Source organism: Chlamydia buteonis (genome assembly GCF_900634605.1).
GTDB lineage: Bacteria > Chlamydiota > Chlamydiia > Chlamydiales > Chlamydiaceae > Chlamydia > Chlamydia buteonis.
In genome coordinates this window covers 354213-375551 of the sequence record NZ_CAAAFM010000002.1, presented here as the reverse complement: position 1 = coordinate 375551, position 21339 = coordinate 354213, and the positions used below count along the sequence as shown (strand labels likewise).

The window sequence follows — 21339 nt, the reverse complement described above, 5'->3', positions numbered from 1 at the left end:
ACTGTACTCGAGGAGGTTGTGGCTGTTAGTGCTGCGAAAGATTTTGATGCAGAGAGGATGGGATCTTCATAAGCATTGCCGTCGGCATCGACTAGATTGACAGCATTGATGGTGACGGTTTTACTTGCTGTAGTGGCTGCGACTTTAGCAGGAGTACCCCCCCCCCCCCCAATGAGGCAACGTTAATGTCCAAATTAGTTAGGGTGATAGTTTCTCCTCCTGAGGAAGGTGTCTGTAATGTGGTTCCTAGATCCATGACAACGGTAGAGCCCTTTGTCTGTGTAATTTTTTTTGCTTCTAGAGTGACACCATCTTTAAGGACTAAAGAACCCGCACCTATTTTTAAGGGCTGTTTGAAATATGATTTCAGATTGTCTGCATCCGTTTTTTCTTTATCAGATAATCTTTCTCCAGAAAAGACAATCTTGCCTGTATAAGTAGAGCTGTCAGTTTTATTTAGTTCTATTTCTGTTACAGTATCCCCTGTGTTAGCGATAGGGTCATAGAAGAAAATACCAAACCCGTCTTTAGCATTTAGCTTTGTAAATTTGCCGCTAGTGCCTAAATCAATAGCATTTCTTTTGATTGTACTGCCACTAGTTGTGATGATTTTGTTCCCATCAAAGGTAATATCTCCAAGATTCGCGGTTAGACTACACTCACTGCTGGTATCATCCAAACAAATAGCTCCGCCTTTAGGGGATGAATTATGGGATACAGAGTTATTAGAAAATAACGTAGGACCACCCGAGACGATGGTTAGTTTATCAGCATAAATAGCGCCGCCGCTTGTACTGGAAGAGTTCTCTGAGAAAAGCAGATTCTGATTATTTTCTAGCTTTAGTTCAGCAGTAGAGCTGCTTGCTTTACACTGAATAGCGCCACCCTCTGTTGTCGAACAGTTTTTATAGAAGACAAGACTAGAGTTATCTTTGATAGTTGTGTTCCCTGTAGCTTTGATGGCTCCGTAACCAGTAGTTCCTGGAGGGCAATAGGCACATGAAAATAATGAAAATCCTGAGATGCCTAAGGTTTTATTGGTACCACTAACATTAATCGCTCCTGGATTGCTTGCTTGTGTAGTAATATTATCAAAACACAGCATGTAACCATTTCCTATAAAAGAAAGATTTTCAGTTGTTTCTGTGAAACAACTTTTTTCTAGGGGTGAATTTTTCCCTGCAAAGGAGATACATACATTACCTTCACAAGTATAAATTGCTCCTGAAGAAGTCTCTTTTACCTGGAATTTCTCAGATGTTATATTCCCGTTATAGCTATCAGCAGATGTTAAGGTTTCTTCTTTTGCTTGAGCAAAGCCCAAGGAACTGGAGGCAAATAGGCTAGAGGATATTAAAAACCAGTAGACTGGGTGTTTCATAAGTTCATGCTTTGGGTGATTTGAGATAGCCCAAATCGATCATAAAAATATTAAAAAGTCAAGTGGATCGTCTCTAATTTAGACACAAATCCAACCTTTTACATATGCGTATTTGTGATTGCAAAGATAAGTAGGCTTTTGGAAGATGATGAAATAGAAACTATTTCTTATTTCTTTTCATGATCTATCTGTGATCTAAATCATGAGTAAATAAAGAATCACAATATGAGAGGAACCGTGGTATAATTCTCACATCAGTAAGTTCAGATTAAAGATACTTAGGAAGTACCATTTATGATGCCAAGGTCGCTGTTTGCTGTTTTTGTGTTTGTTATTGCTATAGAAGGATTTGCCGCAAAGATATTTTGTGAAGGTGTGTCTATCCCACAAGATCAGTATGAGGATTTTTGGAATCTTGATCCCTACTGTTTGGAAAGCTTGTGTGCTTATTTTGTGGTACATGGTGATCACCAAAGTAGACAGAAACTGGAAAAGTTTTTTCCCCGGCTAACTGTTCACGAACTGAAAACTTTATCTAATTGTGTTTTATTATCTAAAAATCCTGATTATGTTTTTTCAAAAGAAGATGTTGAAGTTATAAAAAAACTGAACCTGCAAGGGGTCTCTTTTCTATGCTACAATGATGATGCGTCTTTTCTTCCTGAAAAAGATCTTGCGCGTGCTCTGGTATACGCCGAATTCCCCGGAGCAGAGGGGAAGAGTAAAGCAGAACATTATACACATTATTTAGATATTTTAGCTCTGCGTGCTTATATAGAACGTCAGCGATACTTAGATAGGGAACAAAGTCCGTTAGGATCCGAGGCTTATCATAGAGCAACTATAGAAGCTCTGAATACGATTCTATTTTATGAAGAAGGGATTCGTTATCCATCAAAAAATGAAATGTTTTCCGATGAATTTTCTTTTTTATCTTCAGTAGCAGACCGAAAATTCGGTGTCTGCTTGGGTGTTTCTTCTCTTTATTTATCCCTAGCACAACGTTTAGAGCTCCCTTTAGAATCAGTTACGCCCCCCGGGCACATCTACTTAAGATACGGAGGGGGAAAGGTCAATATTGAAACTACTGCAGGAGGAAGACATCTTCCTACGGAGCATTATTGTGATTGTTTAAACGTTGATGAATTAAGAATACGCTCTGAAAAAGAGCTTATAGGCCTAACTTTTATTAACCAAGGGTCTTTTGCTTTGCAAAAGCAACAATATCAAGAAGCTGACTTAGCTTATGAAAAAGCCAAGGAGTATGTAGACGATCATGAACTCGAAGAGCTTTTGGGGATTGTAAAAATCCTAAAAGGTCAGAGAAAAGAAGGGGAGGCTCTTCTTAAAAGCTCTTCACAAACACAGACTATAGGGTCAGTAGCTCATGATTACTTGCAAGGGAATATAGATGAAGCAACATTGAAGCTATTGTTTACACATCCAGGATCTACATACGACGAGGTCCTTTCTTACCAAGAGGCTTTAAAAAAGGCTGTGCAACGCTCACCCAAATGTTGTGAATCTCGTCGTAGGCTTGCTTCTGTATTACTTCATCTTGGGAAAATAGCTGAGGGTGTGGCTCTTTTAGAGCAGAGTGCTAAGGAAGCGCCAGAAGACATCGCTCTGCATTTAAAATTATCTAAGATTCTTTGCGATCGTCATGATTATGCAAAGGCTCAGAGATATTTTTTAATAGCGGATGGCCTATTGAAAGGTAGGGGTATACAGAATGAAGATAAGAAGTCGTTTACTCTGTACCACGAAATACGAAAAAAAATGTTTTCAATAGCGCCTTAATATTAATGTTTTGATTTATTGAGATTAATATTAATTTTCTATATACTTATTTGTCCGTTGTTTTTATTATATGTGTTTTATGACTGCTAGTGTAAAGGGAAAGCCGGCCCCCGCCCGATTGAGTATCACGGATATTCGCTCTAGGTCTGCAGATCTTATGTTAACAATGAATCAGAGAGCTTTTGTTGTTCCGCGATATAGAGTCGTTCTAGAACTTGCAGCTGCTATTATAGGAGCAGGGTGTTTCGCGTTATCTATGGCCTCCGCAGCCGGTTTCGTAACTGTTAGTTTGGGTATTTGGCTAGTGCCCACAGGATGTGCTCTAGGCGCTGCTCTGCTAACTTTCGCGATTACATCTACTCTTTTACTACAGAGTGAACTAAGTCGAGAAAGGGGGTGGAGAAGTATTGTTATGCGCTGGAATGACTTAGTAAGTGATTTAGAGAAATTGTATATACCTTCTAGGACACGCATAGGACATCCAGTTCATCATTCTTGAAATTGAGGTGTACTTAAGGCGAGTGGTTAATAAACTTTTTATTGTCCTGTGTTTATGCTTTTTCCTGAAGATGTTTCAATAGAAAAATTATAAATCAATGTTTTAGGTGTATCATGTCGTGTAAGCAAGTCGTGTTGGACATACGTGATGGTTTAGGTTTTAGTGGTTTTACTTCTGCTCGTCTTGTGCAGAATAAATTGTCTGTTAATTTGACTCGCCTGATTATGACCTTAGTCGCCTTACTTCTTGGTTTAGGTGCTTTAATCTGTGGTATTGGGACTTGCACAGCAGCAGCGTTTACAGTTATGTCTCTAGCTGGTGGTGCTTCTATAGTCCTAGGATTAGTCTTGCTCATGTTAGCTAGCTACTGGGGGTACGGTGCTATATCTAGTTATCGTCATAAAATGGTGCGGCTTGCTCCAAATCTATAAACCCCCTAATTTATTTTCTCAAACAGAGTGTAAGCATTATTGAGATAAGTAATTCAAGTTTGTTGAAAACCGTTCTATAATTTTAAAATTATAGAACGGTTTTTTATGTGATAATTTCTTCATGAGCTTATTTTTAATAAATACAGGAGGAGTATCTGGAGATACGCCTAAGGGTATATGTATCTAGTTAACAAATAACTTCTTCTTAGTGATTGTTATCAAAATGCCCTTATAAGTTGGTTATAAATATGTAGGCAGAGTTCTGGTTCATTTCTGTTTTTATGTACTTAAAACTTAATATTTTATATTGTTCTCCTAAAAATTAAGATAGGAGGTGGTTATGGGTTTCGTAACGAACCTTAACGCAGTTGCTTCTGGTTTAGGACGAATTGATTTATCAAAAGAAGCTATTCCCGCTTTTAATAAACAACGCTTATGCTCCAGTGTAACCCGAGTTGTTATTGCAGTACTAGTAGCCATCGTAGCGATAGCATCTCTTATTGTGGCTAGCATGAGTTGCTCTGCTGGTGGAACAGCTGCATACTGTGGTGTTCTTACAATTGCTGTATCTCTAGTTGGACTTGTTTGGTCTGCTATTATATTAAAACGTATGTTTGTTAACAGATAAGATATGATATAACCCTTTTGAAATTACTCTACAAAGGGCTTATGATAGATTAGGGGTTAGACTTTTCTGAGAAAATCTCTCTTTCTAGTAAGGGCAGGAGTTGTGACTATTTTGGAGATTGCTTAAATTGTATAAATCGGCATTTTTCCGTTGTAGCATGAATCATTGCCCACAGACACTATTTGCAGACGTATTTTTTTGAGAATAATACTATAGTTTTAGTGTGATTAGCCGTATCCTCGTCTATGTTTATATTGAAACATGTATTTATTGAAGAAGTCGCTTGTATCCCGAGATTATGAATCCACTTTGCAAAGAAGGATTTAATTATAGCGTTTATTTCTAAAGTTCAGTTTTAAATAAACATTGATCTATTTTTAAAAGAAATAACTCCTTAAATTAGGTTTCCACCGGATCTGTCTAGATTTATATAAAAGAGTTTTTCTTTTTTTCATAATTTAAGAAATGTCTTCCTAGTGCTTCAAGAAAATAGATTTTATTTTTTGAAAAGGATCAGTGTTATCAAAGTCTTGTAGCAGGTAATATTTGCGCTAGGGCGGTTTCTTTCTCATTATTTTTATGATCAGAGAGGAATCTCTGATTGAATGTTTGCATCTTGTTATATAATCTATGTGCTGTCTCTGGGTATTTATGAAAATAGAGGGGTTTTGATGCCTTTTATTGAAAATGTGAAAGATGTTTTTGGTGGTTTAGGGAATTGTGATCTATCCGTAGACAAAATCCCTGCATTTAGAGCAGAGCGTAGATGTGTAGATATCAGTAGAATTGTTGTTGCTGTTGTTGGTGCTATATTTTCTATTGCAATTTTAGTTCTTGGAGTGACAGCTTTAAATTTATGTTGTCCGACTTCTGCATTGGCAGGTGGATGTGCAATTGTTTTGGGGATCCTTTTATTGTCTTGGGTTGTGGTAATGATTCTTCGTTTATGTGGCGTGGGGAAAATTATTAAAGAACCTTTGAAAATAGCTGTGGGTATAGAAGAAGGAGATAGGGCTAACCGCGTAGTGAGCGACGTGCGAGCTGCGGAAGTTTGTAGTTAAATGACTATGGAAATAACAATAGATTGTAACTAACTGTGGTTAAGAAAGAATGATGGACACACAATTTTTTAACGTGTTGTTTATTCTTAAGAACAAAGAGGGGCTTTAGGAGAATCTTTCCAAAGTCCTTTTTTGTTATTCTTGTATATTGCAATCATCCCTTTCCCTTACTATAGTTAGCTCAATATAAGCAGAAGATAGAAAATCTCAAAAAGGCAAGGAGTTTGCTCCATGGAAAGCGAGCAGAATATTGGAATTGAGTTTTTAGGTGACTATAAGATTCTCTGTTATTTGCGAAAGGACTTATGGTGCCAAGATATCCTTGCTGAGCACCGTTTTATAAAAAAACGGTATATTTTAAAACTACTTCATTCTGAATTGTCCTCTTCAGAAGCATTTATGAATGCTTTTCATGAAACTATTATAAAATTAGCTACAATGAAACATCCTGGAATTCTCTCTATAGAAAATGTTTCACAAGCAGATAGTCAGTATTTTTTAGTGACTAAAGAAAAAGAAGTTCCCACTCTTTCCCTAAGTCAATATCTTTCTAGTTTCCCTCAGGGATTATCAGAGTTAGAAATTCAGGATATTGTTGTTCAGTTGGCAGAGGTTTTAGATTATGCACACTCTAGAGGATTAGTTCATGGTGGCCTGAGTTTAGACTCTGTACATGTGGATCTTTCAGGACAGTCTCCTATGGTGTTTTTACCTGAGTTAGGATTTTCTTTTTTGCTCAAGGATCAATATACTGAGCATCTTTTAACAAAGTTTTCAGAGAGATCATCTTTAGATAAGTTAAAGGAATTACTTGTGTTTCAGGCCCCAGAACCTATATCAGGAACAATTTCTGAAGATGTTTATGCTTTCGGAGTGATTGTTTACTTTTTGTTGTTTAGGAGGTTCCCTCAGGGAGTATTTCCTTTACCATCAGAAGCTTTCCCTGATTACATTTATTCATGGGATCAATTAATTAAGTCTTGTTTGAGTTATTCTATAGATAAAAGACCCAAGAAACTGACTCCCTTAATTGTAAAAAAAACACTGGGAGAACAGCTCGTTACTGCTAAAATGCAGTGTAGAGAAGAACAGCTGAGGGAAATAAGTGACGAACCCCAGGTTCCTAGCGTTGCGAATATTTTCCGGGAAGGTGAGAGCAGAATAAATCAAGAACCTTCTGATCATTTAGCCTTTGTTCTTGTAGAAGCAAAATCTATAGACGAGGCTATGGATACTTCTGTAGATTCTACCGAAGAGGTTGTTAGGGAAGATGAAAGCTATTCTAATGCATTGCAGTCCTTATTAATACGAGAGCCTGTTGTTAGCCGTTATGTAGAAGAAGAAAAAGAAGAGGTGAAACCTCAACCCTTGTTCACAGAAATGGTATTTATCGAGGGAGGAGCTTTTATTCGAGGGAGTCGCGAAGGGCAAAGAGACGAACATCCTATACATGAGATTTTCCTGCAGAGCTTTTTCTTAGATATACATCCTGTGACCAATGAGCAATTTGTGCGTTATTTAGAATGTTCGGGAAGTGAACAGGATAAATATTATAATGAGCTGATCCGTCTTAAAGATTCGCGAATACAACGGCGTTCAGGCAAGCTGGTTATCGAGCCAGGTTATGCTAAACATCCTGTTGTTGGTGTTACTTGGTACGGTGCTTCTGGCTATGCTGATTGGGTAGGGAAGCGTCTCCCTAGAGAAGCTGAATGGGAAATAGCCGCGTATGGAGGTGTTTCTCAGCAGCGTTATCCTTGTGGTGAAGAAATAGATAAGAGTCTGGCGAATTTCTTTAGTTCTGATACAACAGCAGTAATGAGTTATCCTGCAAATGGCTATGGATTATATGATATGGCAGGAAACGTATATGAGTGGTGTGAAGATTGGTATAGCTATGATTTCTATGAACTTTCTGCTCAAGAATCACACGCGCCTCAAGGCCCTGCTCAAGGGGTTTATCGCGTCTTGCGCGGTGGTTGCTGGAAAAGCTTAAAAGATGATCTTCGTTGTGCTCATCGTCATCGTAATAATCCTGGTGCGGTAAATAGTACCTATGGCTTCCGCTGCGCAAAAGGAGTTAAGTAAATACTGCATGCAAAGTACATATTCCAGAGAACAATATATCTCTCTGTGTAAAGATATCGAAGAAGATGATTATCGCTATTATGTTCTTCATAATCCCACAATCTCAGATTATGACTATGATATGAAAATGCGGCAGCTTCTTTCTATAGAAGCTCAGCATCCTGAATGGAAGGTATTATGGTCTCCATCTATGCGTCTTGGGGATCGAACTTCAGGGAGCTTCCTTGTTGTAGCTCATGCGCACCCCATGCTTTCTATTGCTAATGCCTATACTTTAGAAGAGCTTTACGAGTTCTTTTTTCGTATAGAGAAAGCGTTGGGGTATACTCCAAAATACACTGTAGAAATAAAAATAGATGGTATTGCCGTATCTATTCGTTATGAGCAGAGAGTCCTTGTACAGGCTTTAAGCCGTGGGAATGGACGTAAGGGAGAGGATATCACAGCAAATATTCGTACGATACGCACGCTTCCTCTACGTTTATCAAAAGAGGCTCCAGAATTCCTTGAGGTTCGGGGTGAGGTATTTTTTTCACGAGCTACTTTTTGCCAGATAAATGCTGCACAAAGGCAAGCTGAGAAACCTGAATTTGCTAATCCAAGAAATGCTGCTGGTGGCACTTTGAAATTGTTATCTGCTAAGGAAGCAGCACAAAGAAACTTAGAAATTTCTATTTATGGATCGTTAGCAGAAGAGAATAAGCGATCGCATTATGAGAATCTCTTGTTGTGTAGGGAGTGGGGATTCCCTGTATTCGGTCAGCCACGTCAGTGCCAAACTATAGATGAAGTAGCAGCCTCTCTCCATGAGATAGAAGCGTTGCGAGATCAACTTCCCATGGAAATGGATGGTGTGGTGATCAAAGTAGATGATATAGAAGATCAAAAAGTCTTAGGAATGACAGCGAAGCATTATCGCTGGGCACTAGCGTACAAGTATGCGCCAGAACGAGCTGAAACTATTTTAGAAGATATCTTAGTTCAAGTGGGCAGAACGGGGGTATTGACCCCCGTGGCTAAGCTGCGACCTGTCGTTTTGTCAGGATCAAGGGTTTCTAGGGCTTCTCTATACAATGAAGATGAAATTGAGAGAAAAGACATCCGTATAGGTGACACTGTATATGTAGAGAAAGGCGGAGAAATTATTCCTCAAGTTGTTGGTGTTTGCCTAGAAAAGCGTCCGGAAGGCTCACGGCCCTGGGTTATGCCCGAATACTGTCCTGTTTGTCATCGGAAGGTAACTCGCGAATCTGATAAAGTGTCTGTCCGTTGTACGAACTCCCTGTGTTCTGCAGGAGTTATTGAAAAAATCCGCTTTTTTTGTGGAAGAGATGCTTTAGATATTGATCATCTTGGTGAAAAGGTTATTACGAAGTTATTTGATTTAGGTTGTATTCATCGACGCTGTGATATTTTTCAAATTACTGAAGAAGATCTCCGCCAGGTTCCAGGATTTAAAGATAAGTCCATAAGAAACGTGCTTAAAAGTATAGAGAAAGCTAAAAGTGTTCCTTTAGATCGTTTTATTACTGCTCTTGGTATTCCTTATGTGGGTATAGGCGGAGCCAACGCTCTTGCACAACATTTTCTTTCTTTAGCGTCTGTAATGGCTGCCTCTTTGGATGATCTGAAAGTTGTAGAGGGAATCGGAGATAAAGTTGCAGAGTCTATAGTTGCTTATTTTAATCAACCAGAACATCTCGAAGAGATTCAAAAAATGCTTTCTCTAGGGGTGCATGTTTTGCCTTGCCATAGGGAAAGTTCTTCTTGTTTAGGGAAAACCTTCGTAATTACGGGAAGCCTTGAAAAATTGACTAGATCCGAAGCGGAAACTTACATTCGCAATTGTGGAGGTAAGGTGGGTTCTTCCGTTTCTAAAAACACCGACTATCTTGTTGTAGGCCAGGATCCAGGATCCAAGTTAAAAAAGGCCCAAGAACTTGAAATTCCCATTCTTAGCGAGGATGAGTTGTTAAAAATTCTTCACTGAAGTCAAATTATCCCATTTGTTAAGTTCTTAATTATTTTTATTAATAAAAATTATAAGAATAATCTTTGCATATATGATTTAATATAAATTCTTTTAGAGTTATAATGCTTATCTAAAAGTTCTATATTTTGAGGTTGTCTGTGTCTATTTCTCTAGTTAATGGAGACACTAATCAAAATTCTCTGAGAGAACAGCTTGATTCTGTTTCCTCACCATCTCCATTGAGCCCAGAGGCAAAGGGCCTGCGTGTGGGATTAACTACTCAGCAAGCTCTTTTGGACGCTGTAGAGGTAGAACTCTCCTCTATGGAACAAACGGATCTGAGAAAGATGCGTTTGTACAAGATTGCCCTTATTATTTTGACACTAGTAGGATCAGCAATTGTTTTTGCTATTCCTGTATTGATGATTTTCAATATCAGTCTGTGGATTCCTGCTGTTATTGCTCTAGGTGTGACGGTATTTAACTGGCTTGCCAGCACGAGATTACGCGCACGTTGTCAAGAGATAAGATTAAAATATCGTTCTTTACAGATTTATCACAGACATTTAATTAGTAAGCATCAGGATTTAAGGAGCTCGACTTTATCTAAGTATCATATTGAGATTCCTAAGGGGGAATCTTTAACAGAGAAGCTTCTTGCTAAGCTACGTCCAGACATGAGAAAAAATGTCTATGACGGAGGAGCAACTCTTGATAAAAATATCGGGTTATCTGGGGAAATTAACTCACGTTATCAATGTAACGCACTTTTAGGTATCGATGATATTGATGATACAGCCTGGAAAAAACGTCTTTCTGATGTGTTGAATACTAAGGTCGAGTTATTAAAGAATAATTCCGCGTACTCTACTTTACGCACACTTTCTAACTCTTCTCTTCAAGAAGCTGGGGTAGATTTGCCGGCACTCCTCCCAGGAGTAGATTTCCTAGACTTTGCAAAATCTTTGATGAGTATCTGTGGATTTGGAAATAAAGTAGGTCTGGAGATTCGTCAGACTATAGACCAGTATGAGCGCACATACTTACATAGTAAGACGCTTTCGTCCTGGCTATTAGATATCACACCGGCTACACGTTTATATTTGTCTCAGGAACAACAAACTGTTGATATTACCTTAGATATATTCACAAATCTCCAAATGCATATAACTAAGGTCCAACTTGCAGATTGGTTAAAACGGTTTGAATCTTGGAAAATGGATGTATATGCTTTATCTGAAGACCCTACGTTAACTGATCTGCATCCAAAAATTAAAGCCGGCGCTAATGAGCTGAATACTCATGAGAGTGTAGATGCTACGCGTCAGTCGATGGTTAGAAATATTTTAGATCAGCTTGAAAATATCATCTCAGAACATAATTCTGGGAATGTTGTAGAGGCAAATACTATAAAAACAACTCTTCAAGCATCGATAAATACAGAGATTAAGAGCATACGTAAATTCCTAGGGGATAAGCGTGCAAATTCTGAGGATTTATCCAATAAAGTGCAAACAGAGTTTATCGGTTATCTTGCTAATCTTGGAAATCTGAGTTCTTTGTTTGATAAAATCCATAGGTGTATACAGCTTGGGAAGTTTGTCCGGGTGGATATAGAGAAGGCCATCCAGAAACATCCTGACAATCAGCGTATTAGAATTTTGAGCTCTATAAACCAACTGTTAAACTTAGTAAATAAGGATAGTTGGGGGGCTATATCCACGAAACCTGTAGAAGAGATTCTCCAAGAAAAGAATGCAATTATTCAAGATTTAGGAAAAGCCCGCCAGAAGGTCGAAGAGTGGAGTGAGAAGTATAACACCTTTAAATCTCAAAAGATGACTCTAGTCTTGATGAATGATTTCTCAGAGAACTATGCTACTATAGAGCGTGAAATCGATAAGTTAAAGACATCGCATCATCAAGCTGAGGATGTAACAGACTTTATCCACGGATGTCGTACTTTCTTAGATAAGACCCACAGTGCTCTTGGAGGTGCTAAAGCTCTTCCTACTAAAGAAGATATAGCTGCATGGGCCGAGGAGTTTAAAGCTCTTATGGGGGAGTTGCACTCTATTGTTCCTGAAATTCAGGGTATTGGGCAAAGAATTCAAGTTGAAGGGACAACTACAAGATCCTTGTTATGGCAGGCACTGACCAGTAAGGAGTCTTCATTAAAGACGGCATCTAAGAAGAAGGGATTAGATCTCGTAGCCGCTATTAAATCGAATCAACCGAGACCTCAGGAAAATATCGATGTTTTACTTGATTCAGGTATTGATCATATACAAGCGATCCTTGCGGAGATGGCTCATTTAGAACAATCTTTAAGTTCTCCCAATAACATTGCTGTTGAAGAGGTAATACGTGCGTCTAATCAGCTATTTTCAGTTATGCATGATCCTAGATCTGGTAAGTTAGCAGATTTAGAAACAGTATTGTCATCATATAGTGAACAGGATGTCCCCATAGCGGTTGCAGAACTTGGAGAGATAGTAGAAAGTACTGCTCAAACGGTTAGTGATGCTCAGAGTGTAAGCAAGAGTTTCTGGGAAACACGCAATCAGGACTTAAGCAGTTTCTTGAGTCTGGTACAAAAAATAGCCAGTAAGTGGAACAAAAGACAGGCTGTGGTGATGTTCGCCTTGGGGCTAGGTGTGCTTATCATTAGCTTATCTCTATTGTCTCTGCAAATGGTATGGTTGCCGATAGGTCTTATTGCTACGGCACTGGTCTTACAAATCGTGCCTATGATTTTTGACCGCATCATCGAAAAGAAAACTTTTGATGTGCGTGTAGCATCATTAGCAAAAGATTTACTACCTTCAACAAAGATTCTCCCTTCAGAATTTAACAATCTCGATGTACAGCGTCTTTCTCGAGTTCAAGATATTTTACAACTAGAAGGTTTTGAGTATAGCTGGGCTAGGGAAATAATTCGTGATTTAGATGGAGATCCTTCTAATAAGAAGGACGATTTCAAAAAATCTATCCAAGATCTTAAAAGTTTTTCAAAATCTTTAGATAAAAGGATTCAGAGACGCTTCGGCACCACAGATCTTCAAGGTGTTATAGATCGCAAAAAAGCGTCTGAGGAAACCGTTAGAGTCCAAGCGTCATTAACCTCTGGTCAATGTGAGGCTGTAGATAACATAGGTCGCATTGTTTCGCAACCCATAGATTCTGCTAGAGAAATTGTCTTAGCTCGTGGTCAGCGACGTTTGGATGAGATTACTGTAGAGATCGGTCGACTAGAAGAAGAGGAAAACAAGATAGTAAACTATCGCATGCGTTATGATAGTGAGCTGCTATGTTATCGTCAGCAGGTGTCTTATAAAAATCAGCTACAACAGCGTCTTGAGAATACTAGAGCACAGCTCCCTGAATTAGAACAAACGCTTGTTGAGAGTCAAGGTATGGCGGATGTCCTATCTCAAATAGTGTCTCAAATATCAGATCAGCAAGTCGATGCTAATGAAGTAAAGAGTAGGGTAGATGCTCTTACTCAACTTATGTTTAAAATTGATGACCCAAATGCGTCTGATGATATTGTCAACGAAGCTAAACAGTTATTCGATAACCTAGTTAAAGAATCTGCTGAATCTGGGTATCTGCAGGAGATTCAAAATACATTAGAACTATCTTCTTGCTTAGGGAAAAATGACGTCAGACTTGATCAACACCGTAGGGATCAGCTAGCACGTTTTGAAGTCTCTAGAGCAAGAACTTTAGAAGATTTATCTCAAAGGACGATTGTAGGTGAGCAAGAGCTCCAAGTGCGTAAGAGAGCATTGGATTACTTAGGTATTGGTCACATCTCCCCATTCTTGGAGTTTTCTTCTCCTATTCCCGGTAAAGGATGTTCGCTAGCTCAAGGTGCTCTAGAAGAGCTTCGGCTCTTAAAGCAAAAAATTTCTAACGGAGAAGAAGTTTCTATAGAAGAGTATCGAAAAGCAAAAAGACTACTTTCTTCTTACTTAAGAGTAGAAAGAAACTTATCCCCACTAGCTTGTGGGACGTTGCTAGGAGACGAAAACTTTGTTAGAAGTACACAAATTATAAGAGAAGGAAAATCTCTCCAAGCGGTTGTGGCGGTAAACGCAACCATGGGTAGACACCACTTGTGTTCTTTAGCATTGCAACGTATTGATAGTTGGATAATGAAGAATGTAAATAAGAGAAAAAATACTCGATTAGTTGCCAGTTTACTAGAACATGTCCGTGCTAATGAGAGTTTAGATGGTCAGAATCAGGATCTATTTCGTGATTTGTACGGAAAACTATTGCAACAGCCGAAGTATATTTTGACACGTTTGGTGAAAGACTTCAAAGTCAAAGCACTGACGGTCACACAAAAGATACAAAATGCTAAAGAAATCGAGAAAAAATACGCCATGGCCTCTAGTGTAGTTAGAGAAAAAGATAAGATGTTTGCCCAAGAACGTACTGAATGGGAAAAAGAATTGGAAGCTTTGTCTCAAACTCTTCAAGAGTTACAGGAAAGAAAACGGGCATTAATTCAAGAAAAAGTTGCGCTAAGTAATACGTTATACTCTAGCGATCTCTAGACTTTCTTGGAGTATAGTACAGAGTGGTCAATTTGGAAGAGTTATACTGTATTTAGAAAAGTAGAAAAATGTTTAGATAGAGAGCTCGCTTAATCTATTTTTTCTGCTGCGAATATCCGCAATAGATAGGAGATAAGTTCATGTAACTTGAATTTATGAGTTCTATAGCCGATATAACAATCAGGACGGATAATAAATAATGAATCCGGATTCGCATGATAAAGATTAGCAATCTTTTGATCTTTAGTAACAATTACCTCTAACCATTCACTATACTCTTCTTTAAGAGCTTGCTCTAGATCAGTACGTTCTTTAAAGAAGATTAGCAAGTGTTTGGTACTTTTTAAACGATCTAGTAGATAGCTGCCATTATCAAGTTGAGCATTAATGGCTCGCATTCCAGGACCTGGACCAAGAATTTCTTTATCTTGTGAAGACATCTTAATAATATCGCTATTTTGATATTTTAATGCCTTATGGGGGGGATAGTAATATTCTCCTCCAGAAACATCCAATTGACGGCAACCCTTTAGGAAATAATACATCAGAGCGGGCACATAAAGATTGGAGAATAATAAATTTTTAGCTCGTCCTTGCCTCTTTTCGCTAAGATGAGGAAGAATGTTCCCAACCTCACGTTCTTTAGCTGTTATGAGGTATTTTGAGGCAGCCTTTTTTACCACAGGGATAAGCTTCCATGTTAAATTAAAAGCTGTATGGATATTGGAATTTATTCCTGTAAGATAAGAAAAATTCAGATTATTAGCTAAATTGCCAACAAATAGAAAGTTGTTATGGTCTGCAGGATACTGATGAAAAACAGATTTTATATGGTGATGTTCATCAGTAACAGCAAGATTATAATTATAGAGTAATTTCTGCTTTTGCTTTACTGATAAAGGGTAAGAAATGTTGCTAAGACACAACTGTTTGGTGCCTTTCTTGTGATTATAGAAAACAAAATTCAAGAAACTTTTTGAGCTGGGAACTAGGTGAATATGGCTTTCTTCAAAAGGTTCCCCTTCATCACAATCAACAAAAAGGACTTCTTTTACTTGCTTCCTGGGTTTTAATTGATTTTTAAATAGATCGCGAATGTCAGGATCGCTGTCAGCTTCGCTGGCAATAACCCATTTAGGGTTGTAAATTTCCCGATTTTCGAAATTTTGTGATGTTTTCGTACTCTCAATAAAAATACTATTGTCTACTAAAGTGACAGGACGTGTTCCCCAATGGATGGCTCCACCATTTTCCTCAAACTTACGAATCAGGTGTTTGGTGAACTCTTGATAAGAAGTGGATAAAGCAAACGGAAAACGCGATTCTGATGCTTGATTAAACTTAAACAATACAGTACGTTTTTTCCAGTGATAACGGGCGCCGAAGAGCTTGTGCCCTTTTTCTACGAAATCATCGATTAAACCTGCATTATCTAGAAGTTCTAAAGAAGAGCATGATAAAACAACAGGGAGATCCCTAAAATCTATAAAATCGGGCTCGTCTGCAGAATCCCGATGGTCTATCACTTTTGCAAGAATACCGTGCTGAATGAGCATGTTTGCTAAAATGAGACCTGTGGGGTTGGCGCCTATGACTAATACATCTGTCATATCGATCTCTATGAGTAGAAGACACGAATAAATCCCAGTATAAGGAAAAGGATCTGATGAATCAAGCAGGGAATATTTTTAAAAAAGCTCACAAAGCCATTTCTTTCTGAGAAGTATATTTAGAGATATAAGCCAAAGTCAAAACAGTCTATAGATGGGTGTAGAAGTATTTGACTATATCTTGAATGATTTCCTGCATATGGGGAGACGTGCCTAAATTGTGATCTGTATCTTCATAGATTTTAAACTCTGTATTCCCTGGAGCTGTATTTTTAAATAAGTCTCTTTGAGTTAAAGATACTAAGTTATCTTCGCTACCCTGTAGATGCAAAATAGGGATTCTTGTAGGAAGAGAGTTCAAAACAATATGATCTTGAAGGGAGAGAAAATCTTTAACGTCTTCTTCGCAAACTACTAAGGGTGCAGGGCCAAATCCAAAATCTTTTCCTAGGTTATCAACAATATTCGTATTGTTTTTCACCGACTCATACATTTCTTTAAATAAAATTGCTCCATCAGCAACTGGAGCCCAGAGGCTGATTGCACGAATCTGAAATTGGGAAGGACAGTAAAATCGTGCGAGATGGAAGGCAGTGTGGCACCCTAGAGAGAAGGCTGCAATACCCAGTCTAAAAGGATTAACTTCAGGATACTGTATTACGGTATCAAGAATATCCTCACCATTTTTAAGATAGGTTTTAATAGGCACTTCAGTAGCAATGCCCTCGCTATTTCCGCACCCAGCCATGTCAAAGCGTACACAAGCTATACCCAAATCAACTAGAGCTCGTGCGAGCTTTCTATAAGATCCTGTCAAGCCACCGACTGTACTTCCCCGGAATCCATGAAACAAAATGACAGTAGGATAACCACCTTCAGGCATAGGAGTCATTGGTAGGTGGAGCGTGCCTACAAGGTTATGCTTACCACTTTGTATATTTACAGCTCGGCAGATTTCGTTTTTTGGAGTCTGTGTTCTGTTAATCACAAGCAAGCTATCGGGGATTTCTGGGAACCCGGGGATTTTAATTGATTCAGCTTGAGATGCATTAGCTACTATGAAAAACAAAAAAATAAATGCGAATAGTTTGCTCATTTTAACTAACATGAAAAGCAACCTAATTAAAAGATAATTAAAATAGGGTTTTATATTTTTTTTGTCAATGTCTTGGGTGGGGGCAGAAATATAACAGAAGTTAGTTTTTTTATAGAAAAAAATTTAATGTTTTGCGGGCTTTGATTAGAAGATTCTTGTCTTTTCATTGAGTGAACGATACACTAGCCTCTATTTTGTTTTAAAAAGATCTCTTTGTCAGGATATTATGCGGTACGATCCTAGTTTAATAGAAAAGAAGTGGCAGCAATTTTGGAAGGAGCACAAAAGCTTTAAGGCAGACGAAGCTGCGGATAAGCCTAAATATTATGTATTGGACATGTTCCCCTATCCTTCTGGATCAGGCTTGCATGTCGGACATCTAATAGGTTATACCGCTACAGACATTGTAGCTCGATATAAGAGAGCTAAAGGATTTTCAGTTTTACATCCTATGGGTTGGGATAGTTTTGGCTTGCCTGCAGAACAATATGCAGTTAGAACAGGAACACATCCTAGGGAAACTACAAAAAAAAATATAGAGAATTTTAGAAAGCAACTTTCTGCTATGGGGTTTTCCTATGATGAGGCGAGAGAGTTTGCTACTAGTGACCCCGATTACTATCGTTGGACTCAAAAACTCTTCCTCTTTCTATATAAAAAGGGGCTTGCCTATATGGCAGATATGGCAGTCAACTATTGTGAAGAGTTGGGGACTGTTTTAGCTAATGAAGAAGTAGAGAATGGTTTATCCATAGAGGGAGGGTATCCTGTAGAGCGTAGAATGTTGCGTCAGTGGATTTTACGTATTACAGCTTATTCAGATCAGCTATTGAAGGGTTTAGAGGATTTAGATTGGCCAGAAAATGTTAAACAGCTTCAGAGAAATTGGATAGGGAAGTCAGAAGGTGCTCTGATACGTTTTGAAGTAGATAACAAAAACTTTTTGGAAGTATTTACTACACGTCCCGATACTTTGTGTGGTGTATCGTTTCTAGTCATGTCTCCAGAACATCCTAAGATAAATCAACTAGTCTCTGAGGAACAGCGTAGTGCTGTGGAAAGCTATATTCGCTGTGCGCAAAGTAAAAGCGAACGTGAACGTATAAGTGAGACTAAAGTAAAAAGCGGAGTGTTTATAGGAGCCTATGCTAAGCACCCGATAACAGGTGCTGCTTTACCTATCTGGGTGTCAGATTACGTGATCATGGGATATGGTTCCGGAGTGGTTATGGGTGTCCCTGCTCATGATGAAAGAGATCGAGAGTTTGCTAAAGCATTTGCTCTACCTATTTATGAGGTTCTTGATGAAAATGAACATTGTATCAAAAGTAATCATGGGGATTTTCTTCTAAATGGTCTAGGGGGCAAAGAAGCTAGTGATTATGTGATTGCTTATTTGCAGAAGAGGAATTTGGGAGAAGCTAAAGTTATTTATAAGCTGCGTGATTGGCTATTTTCTCGCCAAAGGTATTGGGGAGAGCCAATTCCTATTATTCATTTTGAAGATGGGACATGTCGTCCTTTAGAAGATGATGAACTTCCTTTACTTCCTCCTGAAATTCAAGACTACCGTCCCAAGGGTTTTGGTCAAGGGCCATTGGCAAATGTAAAAGAGTGGGTAGATATTCATGATGTAAAAACTAATCGTCAGGGAAGACGTGAAACACATACTATGCCTCAGTGGGCAGGATCTTGCTGGTATTATTTACGTTTTTGTGATGCGCATAATTCTCAAGCACCTTGGTCTCATGAAAATGAACGCTACTGGATGCCTGTGGATCTGTATATAGGAGGTGCAGAACACGCGGTTTTGCACTTACTGTATTCCCGCTTTTGGCATCGGGTGTTTTATGAAGCCGGCTTGGTCTCGACTCCAGAACCTTTTAAAAAGTTAATCAATCAAGGTTTAGTTCTTGCTACATCGTATCGGGTTCCTGGTAAGGGTTATGTTTACCCTGAAGATGTTCGAGAAGATAACGGTAAATGGACTACTGCTTCTGGAGAAGAATTAGAAGTCCGTCAGGAAAAGATGTCGAAGTCTAAGTTAAATGGAGTGGATCCTCAAATCCTAATAGATGAGTTCGGTGCTGATGCGTTGCGTATGTATGCTATGTTTTCAGGACCTTTAGATAAAAACAAGCTTTGGTGTAATCACGGCGTTTCAGGCTGCAGACGCTTTTTAAATCGTTTTTATGAGTTAGTAACTTCGTCTGCTGTTCAAGATGTTGACGATCCTAAGGGAATGGCTCTTGCTCACAGATTAGTACATAGGGTTGGGGAAGATATAGAAAAAATGTCTTTAAATACGATACCATCTTCTTTTATGGAATTCATAAATGAATTTGCAAAGCTTGATATTTATCCTAAATCTGCTTTAGCTATGGTCGTGCGAGCTTTAGCTCCTATAGCTCCTCATATCAGTGAGGAGTTGTGGACAGTTTTGGGCTATGCTCCTGGTATAGATAATGCAGGGTGGCCAGAGGTAGACACTAAATATTTAGAAGATCCTTCCGTAACATTTGTAATACAGGTAAATGGAAAGTTAAGAGCGCGTTTAGATATTGATAAGAATACTTCACAAGAAGACATCTTGTCCGCAGCAAGAGAGTCCGTCGCTAAATATCTAGAAGATAAAGAAATTAAAAAAGAAGTTTTTGTTCCTAATAGATTGGTGAATTTCGTTCTATGATCAAAGGTCGACGTACTAAGCTGAATACTTTCCTCTACGATTGTTTTTTAATCTTTGCATTTATGGTGGGGCTTCCTAGGATTCTTTATAAGAGATTCGTGCATGGGAAGTATACCAAGTCATTAGGTATTCGTTTTGGTTTTAAGAAACCAGAAGTTCCGGGAACGGGGCCCGTAGCTTGGTTTCATGGAGCTTCTGTAGGTGAAACAGCTCTTCTTCTTCCCTTAATAAAACAGTTCATGAAAGAGTATCCGGGATGGCGTTGTGTTGTGACTTCTTGTACCGAATCAGGACATGAGAATGCTCACAGGTTGTTTGGACCTATCGGAGTGACAACTTTTCTTTTACCTTTAGATTTAAGCATAATTATTAAACCTGTTGTTCGAGCTATATCACCATCTTTATTAGTTTTTTCTGAGGGAGACTGTTGGCTGAATTTTATTGAAGAGGCCAAAAGTCTAGGCGCTACTGCCGTTATTATTAATGGGAAGCTTTCAGCTAATTCTTGTAAACGGTTCAACATTTTAAAACGTTTCGGTAGGAACTATTTTTCCCCTATAGATGGCTTTTTACTACAAGATGAGCAGCATAAAGCACGTTTTTTGCAGCTGGGTGTTGATAAAGAGAAAATAGAAGTTACCGGAAATATCAAGACTTATACAGAAACAATATCTGAAAATAACACGCGAGGCTATTGGAGAGAAAAATTACAATTAACTCAAGATATGGAATTACTTGTCTTAGGTTCTGTACATCCTAAAGATATTGAGGTTTGGCTTCCTGTAGTTCGTGAATTACGTAGAAATTTAAAAGTTCTTTGGGTACCTCGACATATTGAGAGATCCAAAGAATTAGAAAGTCTCTTAATTAAAGAAAGTATTTCTTATGGTTTGTGGAGTAAAGAAGCTACATTTGCTAAGAATGACGCCATTATCGTAGATGCTATTGGTTGGTTAAAACAATTGTATTCTGCTGCTGATCTTGCTTTTGTAGGTGGTACATTTGATGATAGGATAGGGGGACATAATTTATTAGAGCCGTTACAATGTGGTGTGCCGTTAATTTTTGGCCCGCATATCAAATCCCAGTCAGATTTAGCAGCGCGTCTTTTGTCCATGGGTGCAGGTTGTTGTTTAGACAAGGCAAATATAGTCAAAGTTATCACATTTTTATTAGATCATCCTGAAGAGAGAGCAGCCTATATTCAGAAAGGTGAGATGTTTTTACATGAAGAGAAAGCAGCTTTTGATCGCACCTGGGAATCTTTTAAAAGATATATCCCTTGTACAAAAATATAGATCTTTGCTAAAGTCTCTTATCTATCGCGGGATAGAGTAGTGGTCATCTCGTTGGGCTCATAACCCAAAGGTCGGAGGTTCGAATCCTTCTCCCGCTATTAATTTTACCATCTAGTGTGGCGGTATAGCTCAGATGGTTAGAGCAGCAGAATCATAATCTGCGAGTCGTTGGTTCAAGTCCGACTACCGCTAATTTTCTTCTATAAGCATCTTTTTAG

Annotated in this window: 13 protein-coding genes and 2 tRNA genes; 12 read left to right on the top strand and 3 right to left on the bottom strand. The window is 38.5% G+C overall.

Going from position 1 to position 21339, the window contains the following annotated elements:
* Window positions 1-91 precede the first annotated feature (91 nt).
* A complete protein-coding gene (locus E1N70_RS05100; protein WP_131744440.1) occupies window positions 92-1381 on the bottom strand; it encodes a polymorphic outer membrane protein middle domain-containing protein in 1290 nt (429 codons plus the stop codon).
* A gap of 294 nt (window positions 1382-1675) precedes the next feature.
* On the opposite strand from E1N70_RS05100, the gene E1N70_RS05095 reads away from it, so the two are divergent.
* The 8 genes from E1N70_RS05095 (at window position 1676) to E1N70_RS05060 (ending at window position 14428) form a co-directional block, all read left to right on the top strand.
* A complete protein-coding gene (locus E1N70_RS05095) occupies window positions 1676-3181 on the top strand; it encodes a transglutaminase family protein (protein ID WP_131744439.1) in 1506 nt (501 codons plus the stop codon).
* 166 nt (window positions 3182-3347) lie between these two features.
* The gene (locus E1N70_RS05090) at window positions 3348-3680 is read left to right on the top strand and encodes a hypothetical protein (protein WP_208638323.1); all 333 of its coding nucleotides are present in this window, start codon (window positions 3348-3350) and stop codon (window positions 3678-3680) included.
* A 113-nt stretch (window positions 3681-3793) separates the two neighbouring features.
* On the top strand, window positions 3794-4111 hold the full coding sequence (locus tag E1N70_RS05085) for a hypothetical protein (protein WP_131744437.1): 318 nt from the start codon (window positions 3794-3796) through the stop codon (window positions 4109-4111).
* 340 nt (window positions 4112-4451) lie between these two features.
* The gene (locus tag E1N70_RS05080; protein ID WP_131744436.1) at window positions 4452-4739 is read left to right on the top strand and encodes a hypothetical protein; all 288 of its coding nucleotides are present in this window, start codon (window positions 4452-4454) and stop codon (window positions 4737-4739) included.
* 605 nt (window positions 4740-5344) lie between these two features.
* Window positions 5345-5800, top strand: coding sequence for a hypothetical protein (locus E1N70_RS05075; RefSeq protein WP_208638318.1), 456 nt, complete (start codon window positions 5345-5347; stop codon window positions 5798-5800).
* A gap of 231 nt (window positions 5801-6031) precedes the next feature.
* Window positions 6032-7888 (top strand): SUMF1/EgtB/PvdO family nonheme iron enzyme, encoded by a 1857-nt coding sequence (locus E1N70_RS05070; protein ID WP_131744435.1) that lies wholly within the window; start codon window positions 6032-6034, stop codon window positions 7886-7888.
* Window positions 7889-7895: 7 nt separating this feature from the next.
* The gene (gene ligA / locus E1N70_RS05065) at window positions 7896-9878 is read left to right on the top strand and encodes an NAD-dependent DNA ligase LigA (protein WP_131744449.1); all 1983 of its coding nucleotides are present in this window, start codon (window positions 7896-7898) and stop codon (window positions 9876-9878) included.
* Between the two features lie 140 nt (window positions 9879-10018).
* Entirely contained in the window at window positions 10019-14428 is a 4410-nt protein-coding gene (locus E1N70_RS05060) for a hypothetical protein (RefSeq protein WP_131744434.1), read from the top strand.
* Between the two features lie 89 nt (window positions 14429-14517).
* Here E1N70_RS05060 and E1N70_RS05055 read toward each other — a convergent pair whose 3' ends face one another.
* Window positions 14518-16038: an FAD-dependent oxidoreductase gene (locus E1N70_RS05055; RefSeq protein ID WP_131744433.1), complete on the bottom strand. Its 1521-nt coding sequence runs from the start codon at window positions 16036-16038 to the stop codon at window positions 14518-14520.
* Between the two features lie 148 nt (window positions 16039-16186).
* On the bottom strand, window positions 16187-17134 hold the full coding sequence (locus E1N70_RS05050) for an alpha/beta hydrolase (RefSeq protein WP_131744448.1): 948 nt from the start codon (window positions 17132-17134) through the stop codon (window positions 16187-16189).
* A 226-nt stretch (window positions 17135-17360) separates the two neighbouring features.
* Here E1N70_RS05050 and leuS point away from each other — a divergent pair, with 226 nt between their 5' ends.
* The 4 genes from leuS (at window position 17361) to E1N70_RS05030 (ending at window position 21313) form a co-directional block, all read left to right on the top strand.
* Window positions 17361-19823 carry a leucine--tRNA ligase gene (gene leuS / locus E1N70_RS05045; protein ID WP_131744432.1) on the top strand — a complete coding sequence of 821 codons (2463 nt, stop codon included), beginning with the start codon at window positions 17361-17363 and terminating at the stop codon, window positions 19821-19823.
* Entirely contained in the window at window positions 19820-21121 is a 1302-nt protein-coding gene (gene waaA, locus E1N70_RS05040) for a lipid IV(A) 3-deoxy-D-manno-octulosonic acid transferase (RefSeq protein WP_131744431.1), read from the top strand. The genes leuS and waaA overlap by 4 nt, the downstream gene beginning before the upstream one ends.
* Before the next feature lie 25 nt (window positions 21122-21146).
* Window positions 21147-21219: transfer RNA gene (locus E1N70_RS05035), tRNA-Met, on the top strand.
* Between the two features lie 20 nt (window positions 21220-21239).
* A tRNA-Met gene (locus E1N70_RS05030) sits at window positions 21240-21313 on the top strand.
* Window positions 21314-21339: the final 26 nt, after the last annotated feature.

Coding starts and splice junctions, on each gene's coding strand:
- E1N70_RS05050 (WP_131744448.1), bottom strand. CDS start 17,134: ATGAGCAAACTATTCGCATTTATTTTTTTGTTTTTCATAGTAGCTAAT.
- leuS (WP_131744432.1), top strand. CDS start 17,361: ATGCGGTACGATCCTAGTTTAATAGAAAAGAAGTGGCAGCAATTTTGG.
- waaA (WP_131744431.1), top strand. CDS start 19,820: ATGATCAAAGGTCGACGTACTAAGCTGAATACTTTCCTCTACGATTGT.
- E1N70_RS05095 (WP_131744439.1), top strand. CDS start 1,676: ATGATGCCAAGGTCGCTGTTTGCTGTTTTTGTGTTTGTTATTGCTATA.
- E1N70_RS05070 (WP_131744435.1), top strand. CDS start 6,032: ATGGAAAGCGAGCAGAATATTGGAATTGAGTTTTTAGGTGACTATAAG.
- ligA (WP_131744449.1), top strand. CDS start 7,896: ATGCAAAGTACATATTCCAGAGAACAATATATCTCTCTGTGTAAAGAT.
- E1N70_RS05080 (WP_131744436.1), top strand. CDS start 4,452: ATGGGTTTCGTAACGAACCTTAACGCAGTTGCTTCTGGTTTAGGACGA.
- E1N70_RS05090 (WP_208638323.1), top strand. CDS start 3,348: ATGAATCAGAGAGCTTTTGTTGTTCCGCGATATAGAGTCGTTCTAGAA.
- E1N70_RS05055 (WP_131744433.1), bottom strand. CDS start 16,038: ATGACAGATGTATTAGTCATAGGCGCCAACCCCACAGGTCTCATTTTA.
- E1N70_RS05085 (WP_131744437.1), top strand. CDS start 3,794: ATGTCGTGTAAGCAAGTCGTGTTGGACATACGTGATGGTTTAGGTTTT.
- E1N70_RS05075 (WP_208638318.1), top strand. CDS start 5,345: ATGTTTGCATCTTGTTATATAATCTATGTGCTGTCTCTGGGTATTTAT.
- E1N70_RS05100 (WP_131744440.1), bottom strand. CDS start 1,381: ATGAAACACCCAGTCTACTGGTTTTTAATATCCTCTAGCCTATTTGCC.